Source organism: Pseudomonas lactucae (assembly GCF_016937615.1).
In the GTDB taxonomy this organism is placed as follows: Bacteria; Pseudomonadota; Gammaproteobacteria; order Pseudomonadales; family Pseudomonadaceae; genus Aquipseudomonas; species Aquipseudomonas lactucae.
On sequence record NZ_JAFHKI010000139.1, the window covers coordinates 1 to 14,060 of the forward strand.

Below are 14,060 nucleotides of genomic sequence, written 5' to 3' on the forward strand. Positions count from 1 at the left end.
CCCGATAGCGGTGGGTCAACCACCAGAGACACCAATTGACACCCCCATCGGGAGCAAGCCCCCTCCCACACCTTGCGTACCTCACGTTTTTCCCACCTCAAGCGCCAACTGCACCGCGCCATCGACGCTCAAGCCACTGAGCAGCACATGGCGCGCCAATGCTTCAGGCAACCCCTGCAACACCTCGCGGGCGTCATGCCGCACGCGGGCCAGTACCAGGCGCTTGCCTTCCCCGTGTACCTGGGCAAAAAACGCCGCCAGCGCTTCGATGCTGGTGCCGTCGAGGTCCGGCGATTCTTCCAGGCTCAACACTACCGCCTCGACCGACGACTGACGCATCAGGCGCAACGCCGCGCCAAGGATGCGCTCGGCATTCGCAAAAAACAGCGCTTCGCTGGGCCGTACGATCAATACCCCAGGCACAGCCAGGGCGTCGGCATGGTGCTGACGATCGACAAAGTCATGGCTGTCACCCAGGCGCCCCAGCACTTGAATATCGGCTGACGACATCTGGCGCAACATCAACATCACACTGATCGCGACCGAGAGCAGCAAACCATCCAGCACGCCGAGCACCAACACTGCCGCCACCGCACAGATCACCAGCACGCGGTCACGCCGCCACAGGAAATAACGCCCCAGCGGCTGCAAGCTCAAACCTCTAGCCAGGGCATAGATGACGACGGCGGCCAGCACCGGCTCCGGCGTGAGCGCGACATAGGGCAGCACCATCAACACAATCAGCAATATCACCAGCGCCGCGACAATCCCCGCCAGGCGCGAATAGGCGCCGGCCGCCTCATTGGCCGACGTCGCCGAATACCCGGCACCGGCCGGCATGCCGTGAAACAGCCCGGAGACCAGATTGGCCACACCCAGCGCAAGCAGGTCACGGTTGGAGGACACTCGGTCGCCATGCTTGAGGGCGAACGAACTGATAGAGCCGTAGGACTCTGCGTACAGGATCATCACCAGCGCAAACGCCAATTCTCCGAGGCGTAGCCAGTCGGCAAACGGCAGCACCGGTAAATGCCCCAGCTCCAGGCGCAGGTCGATCATGCCGATCTGCGCCACGCCATAGGCCTGCAGGTCCAGGTACTGCCCCGCAGCGATGCCGAGCATCACGACCACCAGCCCACCGGGCAGGCGCGGGAAGCGCGCGCATACCCACAACACCAGCAACGCCAGCGCCGCCACCATTGCCGCAGGCCAGTTCCAGCGCGGTAGCTGCTCCAGCAACTGCGGCAGAAAGCGGATCAGGTTGTTATCGGTCAGGTGCACGCCCACCACGCTGGCCAATTGCTTGAGGATGATGGTCAGCGCCAGGCCGAAGGCGAAGCCACGCAGCACCGGCTTGGCGATAAACGAGGTGACGCCGCCAAGTTTGAACAGGCCGGCCAGCAGGAAAAACAGCCCAGTCAGCAATACCAACCCGAAGGCCAGGGAAAGCCTCAGTGCCGGGTCATCCCCTGCCAGGCTCGCCGTGGCCGCGGCCAACACGGCGGCGGACGACGAGGTGGCGGAGACAATCGCAAAGCGGCTGGTACCGAACAGGCCGTAGCACACCAGCCCGGCAAACAACGCGATCACCCCGGCCTGGGGCGGCAGCGCGGCAATACTGGAATAGGCCACGGCCTCCGGCAGCAGCAAACCGGCAATCGATAAGCCGGCCAGTAGGTCTTGGCCGCGGTTCGACGGTACGGCAACGGGTGCATCTGTTTCAGTCTTCAATCGGCCCAACCCATCCTGGCAAAAAGCGTGCGTAAGCTTAGCCCTCATTGCCTGGCGGCGGTTGAGCCGCGTCAGCTTTTGCGCAGGCAAAAAAAAGCCGATTCGCGGTGCACACGAATCGGCTTGTTTGCGTGAAGCCCGGCGTCAGGACAGCAGCGAGTAAATCAAAGCAGTAATCGCCACCAAACCTACCGCCGTGACAAACACATTGGACGCCTGCCCACGGTACTTGGCCATGGCCGGTACTTTACGGATGGCGTACATCGGCATCAGGAACAGGATCGACGCGATAATCGGGCCGCCCAGGGTCTCGATCATGCCCAGGATGCTTGGGTTCAGCGTGGCCACAATCCAGCACACCACCAGCATGAACGCAGCGGTCATGCGGTCCAGCGTCTTCGGTGCAGGGCGACGGCCACTTTTGAGCACCAGGCCCTTGAGGCCTTCACTGGCGCCGATGTAGTGGCCCAGGAACGACTTGGCAATCGCCACGAATGCGATCAACGGCGCGGCAAACGCGATGGTCGGGTTGTTGAAGTGGTTGGCCAGGTACGACAGGATCGACAGGTTCTGCGCCTTCGCTTCGGCCAGTTGCGCCGGCGACAGGGTCAACACACAGCTGAACACGAAGAACAGCACCATCACCACCATCAACAGGTGCGCACGGGACAGGATCTGCGAGCTGCGCTCATCGGCGTGGGCGCCGTACTGGCGCTTCTGGTCAACCGCGAAGGCCGAGATGATCGGCGAGTGGTTGAACGAAAACACCATCACCGGGATTGCCAGCCACAACGTATTGAGCAACGCCGAAGGCGCCGGGACCACGCTGGCCGTGCTGAGGATGCCGCCATTCCAATGTGGCACCAGGTACACGGCGAGGAACAGCAGCGCGACGATAAACGGGTACACCATCAGGCTCATGGCCTTGACGATCACTTGCTCGCCGCAACGCACCACCGCCAGCAGGCCGAGGATCAGCACGAACGACAGGATCGCCCGTGGCGGCGGCAGGATGTGCAGCTGGTGCTCCATGAAACTGCCGACAGTGTTGGTCAGCGCCACGCTGTAGATCAGCAGGATCGGGAAAATCGCAAAAAAATACAGCAAGGTGATCAGCGCACCGGCCTTGATGCCGAAGTGCTCTTCGACCACGTCGGTAATGTCGGAGCCTTCGCGACCGGACAGAACGAAACGGGTCAGGCCACGGTGGGCAAAGAACGTCATCGGGAACGCCAGCAACGCCAGGACCACCAGTGGCCAGAAGCCCCCCAGGCCTGCGTTGATCGGCAGAAACAAGGTGCCGGCGCCAATGGCGGTGCCGAACAGGCCGAGCATCCAGGTGGTGTCCTGGCGGCTCCAGCTTGAGAGGGTTGCAGGTGTCGTTGCATAGCGTTCGTCGACGCTATTGGCCTGATCATTCATCCGGTCGGATCTCCGCATTTACACGGCCGGGACGAGTCAGAAAAACCTGACAGGCAGCGCCCCGACCATAGAAGGGGCCGGATTGTCCGGGATTCTTTCGAATAAGCAAAGACTTAGCTGAGGAGCGGTGCACCGGTGCAGAACCTGCAGTGCCGCGCAAAACGCCGGTAGCGAAGGTGTCTGGCGTTGACAGCGCACTGCCCGTCCCAGCATGATCGGGCCATGAACCTCACTGCGCCGAACCTCACCCGCACCACCACCACGACCGCTTATGGCGGGTCTCGCGGTGGCTGTGGGTGCTTGAGCTAAACACTTCACAGATAACCCCAAGGCCCCGCCAGCAATGGACGGGGCCTTTTTATTGCTCCGCCCATCCGGCAATCAAAAGGAGCAACACCATGGCTGAAGCACTGCTGATCATCGATATGCAAACCGGCTTGTACGAAGGGTCGGACAAACCCTTTCAACGTGAACGCGTGCTGGGCACCATCAACCGGCTCATCCTGGGTGCCCGTCGCGCGGGCGCGCCGATATTCGTCGTTCGCCACACCGGCCCGGCAGGTTCGCCTCTGGAGGCAGGCAGCCCGCTCTGGCAGTTGTGGCATGAACTTGACGTGGACGAGGCGCGAGACCACCTCTTCAACAAAACCCGCCCCAACTGCTTCCAGGGCACCGACCTGGCGCAACAATTGCGCACGCGCGAGGTAACGGCGTTGGTCATCGCCGGGATGAAAACCCAGTTCTGCATCGACACCACCTGCCGCGCGGCGGCGGAACTGGGATTCACCGTGCGCCTGCCCGAGGACGCTCATACCTGCATGGACACAGCGGCGCTGAAGGCCGAGGCGATTATCGAGCATCACAACGCTACCCTGGCGGGGGCATTCGTCCAGCGCGTAAAAGCTCTGGATATCTGGCCCTGATCAACCAACCAGCAGGTCGGGGGCCAGTACCTCGACCAGCCTTTGCGACAACGCCGTCGTGGTGAGCATTCGATACAACGCTTCGTTCTCATTGCGAAAGTTTTGCATGGTTGACTCCATGTACCGGTCTGCGTCGCTTAAGGTCAGGGCCTGGTGCTCGATCCTGGCCATCTCCAGCGCCGCTTTGTCGCGCACCGCGCTGAAGTGCTGCGCATAGTAGGTGCGCAGATAGTCGCGCCAGAGTTCCTGCTGCTGAATGAACTCGAAGAACTCGCTTGTCTACTCCCGCCGCAGAACGCTGACGACAGCCGCATCCAGGGCCGCCTCCGACACGTCGACTTGCAGGTCGACATTCAGGTCCGGCGGCTGCAGCGGCAACCGCAGCCGATCGGCCAAACCGGCTCGGTAGGCCAGGCTGATTTGTAACCGGCGCAGCTGGGAAAGCGGTTCGACGCTGGCGCGGGCGCCGATATCGTTCAGCGCAACGCGTTCCACCGCCGCCAGGCGGAACAACCCACGCAGCAGCGCGATCAACGTGACCTCCACCGGTATACCTCTGTCATCGGCGCTGCGCAGGGCCTGGTTGGAGGCCGTGTGCATCTCGATGCGCGAGAACTGGAAGACAGCCTGATCGACATCGGCGTTGCCAAATCTCGACATCCTGAACACCCGTTGACGCAGTTGCGCGTCCTCGGCAACGTAATGCAGCACGCTCCAGACACGGTCTCTGAGGTAAGTGTAAGTCGCGCTGAAATCCGCGGTCTCACGCAGGTGCCAGATCATTTCGAAAAAAGCCGAGGCGTCGGGGACGGCCAGCAGCGAGTCCCAGAGCTGGCGCTTGCCGCGGGCATCGGTCGCGGGAACCCTGTCCAACCACGCCATGCACTGCTCACGCGTCACCAGAAAGCGTCCTAACGCCGTGGGCAGGCGCGGGGTCATCACGCCGAAACCGATACCGCTCACCTGTCGATACGCGGCCATCCTCTCCAACGTCGCTTGCGCCAACGGATTGCCCTGCAGATAGGTCCCCGCATTGACACTGTGCGGGGCACTGAACACCTCTTCGGGGATGTACGCGATACGGTTGTCGCGCAAATCGAGGATGTTCAACATGCTCAAGCCCCAAGTGCCCGCTGGCCACTGCGAAATGCCTGTTGCGCGCAACGAGAGCACTTCCAGCCGGCTCATGGCGGCAATCGTCGGCGCCAGGTCCATCTGGGCATTGAAGTCCAGGTTCAGCACGCTCAGGCGGGTCAGCCCGGAAAGCCGGTTGACCGAACCCGGCGTCAGGCGGATCTGGTTTTCACTCAGGTCCAGGTGCTGCAGCCGAGTCATGTCCGCCACCGCCGCAGGGATTTGCACCAGGGAATTGCCGCGCAGACTTAAGGTGCGCAGCTTGGTGAAACGCCGCAGGAAGGCATCCACATCGGCGCCGCAGCCGACTCGTTCCATCACCAACGTACCCACATGCACGAAGCCGGCCCCCAAGTCTGGCAAGTCCCCCAACGGCCGCATCTCGAACTTCAATTCGAAGAGCACGCCATCGCTGGTTAAGCGCGTCGGAGTTTCCTTGCGCCAGCATCGAATGATCTCGCGTAACGCCGCGGCCTTGGCGTCTGTCGCTACCTTCAGGCGCACACCCTGGGCGTCCTCGTACCAGGTATCACGGGTCTGCCATGCCAGCAGCGTCGCGCGCAGCCGCTCATACTCCAGCCTGAGGGTTTCCAACTGCCTGAGCACCGACACCTCGTCCGCGCCCAGGGTGGCGAGCCATTCACTGAGCTGTTCATTGGACCAGCGCGGGTAAAGCCATCTCGCACGCGTCAAGGCGCTGGGCAGCGCTGGGCGTACCGGAGGGAAGGCACGGGCCAGCGGCAATAAATCGAGCCGCGGTGCAGATGCCAGGCCCATCGGTGAAACAGCCTCAACACCGCCCCCGTCGCGCTGCCGCCCTTGCGCACTATAGGCGCGACGCAGCAGGGCCGTGCGGATGATATCGCCTGCCAGCGCCGTGCCTTCGGTATCGTTTTCCCGGCCCAGCGACTTTCTGCGCTTTGGCGAAAGCCCTTGCCACAGCGCCTTGAAAAAATGCGCCGACGTACGTTCGGCCAAATCGCTGATTTTGTCGGTGTTGGCATCGAAGACCTGAAAACCCTCCGGCGAGGCACGCATTTCCAGCAATTGCGGCGCCAGTTTCGGACCGGCCTCGGCCACCACTTCGATTGCGCCCCTGGCCGACACCTCGACAATGCGCAGGTGCAGGCCGTTAAACCATCCCACCAGGTGGGTCATGTTGTCGACCACCAAACGGTAGGTATCAGCACCTGCCGAGGTGCCGATGTAAAGCCCCTCGAAAGCTCGGCAACCCTTGATGCGCTGTCGATAACGCCGAACCTCCTCATCCAGACGCAGCGGTACGGCGGACTGCTGCAACTGCGTCAACTCGCTCTGGTCGGCATGGCGCACCAACTCATCCGCGACGCTGGCCGGCAGGTCGGGATAACGCTGGGTCAGTACCCGTCCCACGTCGCCCGTCTGCGGTTCAATGCGCTGGTAGAGCCAATCGAACAGTTGCCGCCTGCTGCCCAGTCGCGCCCGTGTCGCCAGCACCTCGGCCAACGCTCGGGCTTGTTCACTCGGAGCGCGGGAGGCCTTTGGCAGCAAGCTGGCGCGTTGCGTCTCGTTGAGCCCGGCCAACAGCACTCGATACAGCCCTCCTTGCTTGAGCTGCGCCGGCGTCAACGCAATGGTCTGATGCTGCGCCGCCAATGCCTCGGGGGCGAACAGTGCCTGGGACTCACCGCGCTCGCCGAAAAAGCGTACCGCCCGATCCGCAGGCCACTGTTCGAGGGAAACCAGCAACTGCACCTGCAGCGCCGGGTCGGCCATCGGCGCCGTATCGGGTGTGGCCAGTTGTGCGATAAAACGCTCCAGCCGCGCATCGATGCGAAAGCGCCACGCCGTATCTTCCAGCAGCGCCGGCGGCCAGGTACTTTCCACCAGGCTTTGCAACATACGGTCGTCGTCGATGCCGCTGACCGCCAGGATCTTGCTCGCGGTTTCATCGGGAATGTCTTCTATTGAATAGCCCAAACGTCGAAATCGCTGCAGGCCTGACCATTGGCTGGCCAGTTCGATATCGTGCAGCCAGGCTCCGACCCCATTGGTTTGCAGCAGCGGCCGATAACCTTGACGAAGGCCGACAGACTTGATTTCCCAAAGCGTGCTGGCCTCCTTGGGCGCAACCGCGTAGAGCGCGCCCTCGATCTCGACGTAGTCCTGGCCCTTGTAACTGCCGTCGGCCTTGACCCACTGCGGCAAGGTGAACGGTTGCCGATAGGGTGCAACATTGGGTTTCCATAACTGCTGCCTCCCGCCTTTACCCTCGATCAACCAAAGACCGTCGAGAAACGCCGAGCGCCGCGCCGCCCGGTACACTTTCGCGACTCCAGCACCGACCGCGGAGACGGCAGCCATCAACAGCAGATTCTCCAATGTATCGAACAAGTAGTTCGTGGCTTGCTCCTGCTCGCCCTGATACCAACTGTCGATGCCGTGATAAATACTCGTCAACACATCCAGTGCCGCCAGCCCCAGCATCACCTCACCCACACCGGGGATGAACGACGCGCCGAGCATGGCCAGGTTCAAGCCGATGGCCTTGTAGGTGTCCAGCCTGCGCAGGCGGCTTTTCTCATCTTCATCATCGGTCGGCACCACCAGCAGCCGAGCATCGGCCAGGGTGCGATCGACACGCTGACGGTACATTTCGCTGAATAAATCGCCCGCAAACGGTTCCCCGGCAAACGTCATGTAGCGGCTCTCTGAGGGGAGCGGCGAGCCCGTGTGCTCCAGCAGGTCAGTCCTGACCTTTTCGACAAACACAGACTTGTCCTTGAGCGCGATCAGGCCCGTGAACCAGTCCCTGAAGGCAGGGTCCCGCAGACGCCGGCTCAGCGCCGCCTCGATGTCCAGGTATGTGACGTATTCCTTGAGCGGATGCAGCGGGTCGTCGGGCAGATAAAGCACGCAGCGCCGGTCTCCCTCGGCGGGCGCTGTCGCAGGCCCTATCACGAACATGCCATGCACCCGTACACCGGCGCAGGTTATGCGCGTCACCTGCATCTCGTTGTCGCCAAGCTTCACGGGGGACTCGCCGCGCCGCAGTCTTATCAGCATGTCGTGGACGTCACGGCTGATATGGCCTTTGCCCAACGCCTCATGCGTCTGCACTTCGAACCGCTGCGCACTGTAGGTCACGCAGCGCTGCCTCAGGTCGTCCGCCTGGGGGCCCGTGTCGAGCCATTGCGTGAGACACGTCTGGTATTGCCGGCCCAAGTCCAGCGTCCTGCACAACTGCGCAAACTCATGGGGTTTGATCGTCAGTATCCGATTGTCTGCGCCGGTGACCGCCGCCGGCAGGTATAAACAGGAATCGGCGTGATAGTTGCCCGGCTCGGTCTCGGACAGTTCGAAGTTTTCATACGCGGCGGCCAGCAGATCGCGCTCCACTGGCTCGATCAATACGCGGTGTAAACCGAAGAGTCGCGATTGACTGCGAACATGTTGGAAAACAACGCCTCGGATATCCAGGGTTTCGCCCAGCGCGTGTGCCAGCGCGTCGGTGAGCAGCGGCGTGCAGAATTGTTCGGGAGAAGGCAGGTAATCGAGCAGCTCCTTGGCCCGCGCTTTGGCGGGATAGCTGGCCAACAGGCTCTGCTGCAGGTCACCTCGCAGTTGCGAAGACGCACCGGACAACCACGGCGGCGCCTGGCGTTTGACAAGGTTGAAAAAAACCCCTTCTTCGACAGGGGTCATAGTGATCGCGGGAGCAGTAGCTGGCGTGGTGGACATCATATTCAAGCCTTAAAAAAACAATTCGCCAGCCTAGCCTCCGCCTCGCCGTTAAAAGCACAGATAAATCAGCATCTGGTGTTCGTACCGTCGCGCCACGCCCCGCAATCGGTTCTGAAAATATCGCATACTGGTGCCATCGACCGCCCTCAGGAGATCCGCTCATGCCCACTACCCTTCTGGTATTGGTGGAAACCATCAACGATTACCTGCCGATCATCGAGAGCAACGATTTTCACGTGATCCTGGCGCCGACGCCCGCCGAACGCGCCCAGGCGATCAAGACTCACGGTGGCCAGATCAAGGCTGTACTGACCCGTGGCCCGTTGGGTTTGTATGCCGAGGAAATCGCCGCGCTGCCGCTGCTGGAAATCATCTGCGTGATCGGCGCCGGTTATGAACACGTAGACCTGCAGGCCGCCAGCAATCGCGGGATCGTGGTCACCAACGGCGCGGGGTCAATGCGCCGTCGGTGGCCGACCACGCCATGGCGCTGTTGCTGTCGCTGGTACGCGGCATCCCGCAGACCGATGCCGCCGTGCGGCGCAGCGAATGGCCCAAGGTGATGCACCCGTCCCTGGGCGGCAAGCAATTGGGGATTCTCGGCCTGGGCGCCGTGGGCCTGGAAATCGCCAAGCGCGCATCCCTCGGCTTTGGCATGGAGGTGAGTTATCACAACCGCCAGCCACGCGACGATGTGGACTACACCTACTGCGCCACCGCCGTGGAACTGGCACGCACCTCGGACTTCCTGATCCTGGCCACGCCCGGCGGCGACGGCACGCGCCACCTGATCGATCGCAATGCCCTAGACGCCCTGGGCCCCAATGGCTATCTGGTCAATATCGGCCGTGGCAGCGTTGTGGTCACCGCTGACCTGATCACTGCCCTTGAGCAACGCCGCATCGGTGGCGCCGCGCTGGATGTGTTCGACGACGAACCGCAGGTGCCCGACGCCCTCAAGCGCCTCCCCAACACCGTGCTCACCTCCCACGTTGCCGGCCTGTCGCCCGAAGCCGCCCATGACACCGTGCAACGGGTGGCCGACAACCTGGTGGAGTTCTTCGCCGGTCGTCCGGTGCTCACGCCGGTCGCCCTGCCCCCGCCCGAAAAATGACCGATCAGGCACGCTGATCATCATTTAACACGCTAACCTATTAAGCCGCCCCGACCTTGTCGGTGGGCGGCTGCGCACATTAGATTAGCCAATAGTCCAAGGCCTTAAAAATAAGCAGAAGGGATAAGCATGGCGCTGAACGACCAATCGACCCAGATTCGCCCAGGCGAAGAACTTGATGCCAGCCTGATCGATCCCTATCTCAAGGCCCATATCCCCGGGCTGAGCGGCACGCCCATCATCAGCCAGTTCCCAGGCGGCGCGTCCAACCTGACTTACCTGCTGGAATACCCCGGCCAGGAATTCGTGCTGCGCCGCCCGCCCTTCGGTCACAAGGCCAAGTCCGCCCACGACATGGGCCGCGAATACCGCATTCTCAACCAGCTTAAAGACGGCTTTGCGTATTGCCCCAAAGCCTATGTGCATTGCACCGATGAGTCGGTGATCGGCGCCGAGTTCTATGTGATGGAGCGCGTCAACGGCATCATCCTGCGTTCCGACCTGCCGGTCGAACTGGGCCTGGACGCCACCAGGACCGAGGCGCTGTGCAAGAGCTTCATCGACAAGTTCGTCGAACTGCACCAGGTCGACTACACCGCCTGCGGCCTGGCCGACCTGGGCAAGCCCGAGGGCTACGTGGCGCGCCAGATCCGTGGCTGGAGCGAGCGCTACGAAAAAGCCTTGACCCCCGACGCGCCAAAATGGGAGGCGGTACGCGCCTGGCTCAACGACAAGATGCCCGCCGACCACCCTACCTCCAGCATCGTGCACAACGACTACCGCTTCGATAACGTGATCCTCGACCCGCACAACCCGATGCAGATCATCGGCGTGCTGGACTGGGAGCTGACCACCCTCGGCGACCCGCTGATGGACCTGGGCAACACCCTCGCCTACTGGATCGAAGCCGCCGACCCGGCGCCGGTGCAACTGATGCGCCGCCAGCCGAGCAATGCGCCCGGCATGCTCACCCGCCGCGAGTTCATTGATTACTACGCCGAACGCTCCGGCATCCAGATCGACAACTTCGACTTCTACTACACCTACGGTCTGTTTCGCCTGGCCGGCATCGTGCAGCAGATCTACTACCGCTTCTTCCATGGCCAGACCCAGGACAAACGCTTTGCGCAGTTCATTCAGATGAACAAGCTGCTGGAGCAGATGAGCCTGAATGTCATCGGTAAATCAGCCCTCTAAGGAATCGCTAATGTCCAAGACCAACCTGTTCGACCTCGACGGCAAGATTGCGTTTGTTTCCGGCGCCAGCCGTGGTATCGGCGAGGCCATCGCCAAGTTGCTGGCCCAGCAAGGCGCCCATGTGATTGTTTCCAGCCGCAAGCTCGAAGGCTGCCAGCACGTCGCCGATGCGATCATCGCCGACGGCGGCAAGGCCACCGCTGTGGCCTGCCATATCGGTGAAATGGAACAGATCACCCAGGTGTTCGCCGGTATTCGCGAGCAGTTCGGGCGCCTGGATATCCTGGTCAATAACGCCGCCACCAACCCGCAGTTCTGCAACGTGCTGGACACCGACCTGGGCGCGTTCCAGAAGACCGTCGACGTGAACATCCGCGGCTACTTCTTCATGTCGGTGGAAGCCGGCAAGCTGATGCGCGAAAACGGCGGCGGCAGCATCATCAATGTGGCGTCGATCAACGGCATTTCCCCTGGCGTATTCCAGGGCATCTACTCGGTGACCAAGGCCGCCGTGATCAATATGACCAAAGTGTTCGCCAAGGAATGCGCCGAGTTCGGCATCCGTTGCAACGCCCTGCTGCCGGGCCTTACCGACACCAAGTTCGCTTCGGCGCTGGTCAAGAACGACGCAATCCTGAAGATGGCCCTGGCGCAGATCCCCCTCAAGCGGGTGGCCGACCCCAGCGAGATGGCCGGTGCGGTGCTGTTCCTGGCCAGCGATGCATCCAGCTACACCACCGGCGTGTCGCTGAACGTGGACGGTGGCTTCCTGTCCTGACATCGCCTGGGTTTGTTCAGATCGATTTGCGGGTAATCTTGACGCAGATCGATCTGTCCCAGGATGAAACATGGAATTGCACATTGTCATCACCGGCCGCAAGGACCTGGCTGCCCAGCTTTATCAGCAATTGCGCGAAGCTATCGCCACCGGGCGACTGTGCGCAGGCGCGCAACTACCACCGAGCCGGCTGCTTGCCAAGCAATTGGGCATCTCGCGCAAAACCGTATCGGATACCTACGCCACCTTGACTTACGAAGGCCTGCTGGTCGGCAGGATTGGCCGCGGCACCTTCGTCAATGCGTGGGCACCACAGCCTGATCGCGTGCAAACCGCCACCGACCTGGCCTGCGCCGATAACCTGGCGCAATGGGCCGCACTGCCCTCGCCGATGCGCCACCCCACCCGCGACAGCATCTTGCGCTACGAATTTATCGGCGGCGCCACCAGCCGCCACCAGTTCCCCCAGGATGAATGGCGCCGTTGCACCCAGGATGCCCTGCGCCGTATTGCGCAAAACAGCGGCTTCTACAGCCAACCCGAAGGCCTGCCCGCGCTGCGCAGTGCGATAGCCGGGCATATCGCGTTTTCCCGTGGGGTCAAATGCCGCGACAGCGACATCGTGGTCACCAACGGCGCGCAACAGGCGCTGGACCTGCTCGCCCGCGTCATTCTGGAACCGGGCAGCATCGTCGCCATGGAAGACCCCGGCTACAGCCCGGCGCGCCAGTTGTTCATGGCGATGGGCGCCAGCGTCGCCAGCGTGCCGGTGGATGCTCAGGGCATCCAGGTCGACCGGATTCCCGAGGGCACACGGCTGATCTACGTGACCCCGTCCCACCAGTTCCCCCTCGGCATGCCCATGAGTCCGGCGCGCCGCGAAGCCTTGCTGGCGCGTGCGTTCGAACTGGGGGCGATCATTATCGAAGACGACTACGACAGCGAATTCCGCTACGAAGGCCGGCCCACCGACTCCCTGCAAAGCATGGACACCCGTGGCGTGGTGACGTATGTGGGCACTTTCTCCAAGACCCTGCTGCCCGAGCTGCGCCTGGGCTACCTGGTACTGCCACCGGCGATTTATCCCGCCGTGCTCAAGGCCAAGCAATTGACCGACCAGCACAGCTCCACCCTGGCGCAATGGGCACTGGCCAAGTTCATCAGCGAAGGCTACCTGCTCAAGCACATCCGGCGCTGCCATACGGTGTATGCCGGGCGCCGCGAACGCATCCTGCAGCGCCTGGCGGGCGACCTGTCGCCGTGGTTCGAAGCGGTGCCCACCGTGGCCGGGTTCCACATGGCCGCGCTGTGCAAAGTGCCGGTGGATATTGCGCTGCTGATGGGCTTGGCGCGCCAGGCGGACGTCGGCTTGTACCCGCTGGATGTGTTCTTCCATGACGCGCCGGTGCGCCAAGGCCTGATCATCGGGTTTGGGGCCATCGAAACCCTCGACATCGACCCGGCGCTGGACAAGGTGCGCGATATTCTCCAGCAGATTGGCTAGGGGGTTTTACCGTGGATTGGTTATTGGTCGCTCGGAACGCCCGGCGTAGGGTGGGCAGGTCTCGAACGACTAGGAAACCTCACCATGAAACGCCTGCTCGCCATCCCCCTGATGCTCACCTGCGCCAGCGCTTTTGCCCACGAGCCCGTGTACAACCAGGAATCGATCAAGGTCCTGCAAGAACACCCCCTGACCAACGTACCCGGCAAGAAAACCCTCATGCTCACCGTGAGCTACGCCCCTGGCCAGGCCACCGTACCCCATAGCCACACCGGCACGGCCGTGGCCTATGTGCTGGAAGGTGCGATAACCTCGCGGGTCAATGATGAGAAAGCCAGAACCTACAAGGTCGGCGAATCGTTCTACGAACGCCGGTTCGCGACACTTTGAGTCCAGCAATGCCAGCCAGACCCAACCGGCCAAGTTGCTGGTGGTGATGGTGTTGGATGACAAGGCCGAGGTGTTGACCCCTCTTCCACAATAATCAGCCGCGCCACCCATCAGAAGTGTGGGTGGGGCCAAATGTGGGAGGGG

General features: G+C 62.2%; 7 protein-coding genes and 2 pseudogenes. 6 read left to right on the forward strand and 3 right to left on the reverse strand.

Annotated elements, in window-relative coordinates; genetic code table 11:
* Positions 1-81 precede the first annotated feature (81 nt).
* Complete coding sequence (locus JWR98_RS23200; protein WP_205491308.1) at positions 82-1,731, reverse strand: SulP family inorganic anion transporter; 1,650 nt, start codon at positions 1,729-1,731, stop codon at positions 82-84.
* A gap of 144 nt (positions 1,732-1,875) precedes the next feature.
* Positions 1,876-3,153, reverse strand: coding sequence for a serine/threonine transporter (locus JWR98_RS23205; protein WP_078733001.1), 1,278 nt, complete (start codon positions 3,151-3,153; stop codon positions 1,876-1,878).
* A gap of 398 nt (positions 3,154-3,551) precedes the next feature.
* Here JWR98_RS23205 and JWR98_RS23210 point away from each other — a divergent pair, with 398 nt between their 5' ends.
* Entirely contained in the window at positions 3,552-4,076 is a 525-nt protein-coding gene (locus JWR98_RS23210; protein WP_078733000.1) for a cysteine hydrolase family protein, read from the forward strand.
* Positions 4,077-4,355: 279 nt separating this feature from the next.
* Here JWR98_RS23210 and JWR98_RS23215 read toward each other — a convergent pair whose 3' ends face one another.
* On the reverse strand, positions 4,356-8,894 hold the full coding sequence (locus JWR98_RS23215) for a dermonecrotic toxin domain-containing protein (RefSeq protein ID WP_205491309.1): 4,539 nt from the start codon (positions 8,892-8,894) through the stop codon (positions 4,356-4,358).
* A gap of 200 nt (positions 8,895-9,094) precedes the next feature.
* On the opposite strand from JWR98_RS23215, the pseudogene JWR98_RS23220 reads away from it, so the two are divergent.
* The 5 genes and pseudogenes from JWR98_RS23220 (at position 9,095) to JWR98_RS23240 (ending at position 14,010) form a co-directional block, all read left to right on the forward strand.
* Positions 9,095-10,047 (forward strand): annotated as a pseudogene (locus JWR98_RS23220) (2-hydroxyacid dehydrogenase).
* 129 nt (positions 10,048-10,176) lie between these two features.
* Positions 10,177-11,244 (forward strand): phosphotransferase family protein, encoded by a 1,068-nt coding sequence (locus tag JWR98_RS23225; RefSeq protein ID WP_205491310.1) that lies wholly within the window; start codon positions 10,177-10,179, stop codon positions 11,242-11,244.
* Positions 11,245-11,254: 10 nt separating this feature from the next.
* Positions 11,255-12,022, forward strand: coding sequence for an SDR family oxidoreductase (locus JWR98_RS23230; protein WP_049713006.1), 768 nt, complete (start codon positions 11,255-11,257; stop codon positions 12,020-12,022).
* Positions 12,023-12,092: 70 nt separating this feature from the next.
* Positions 12,093-13,526: a MocR-like pyridoxine biosynthesis transcription factor PdxR gene (gene pdxR, locus JWR98_RS23235; RefSeq protein WP_078732996.1), complete on the forward strand. Its 1,434-nt coding sequence runs from the start codon at positions 12,093-12,095 to the stop codon at positions 13,524-13,526.
* A gap of 84 nt (positions 13,527-13,610) precedes the next feature.
* Positions 13,611-14,010, forward strand: a pseudogene (locus tag JWR98_RS23240) (cupin domain-containing protein).
* Positions 14,011-14,060: the final 50 nt, after the last annotated feature.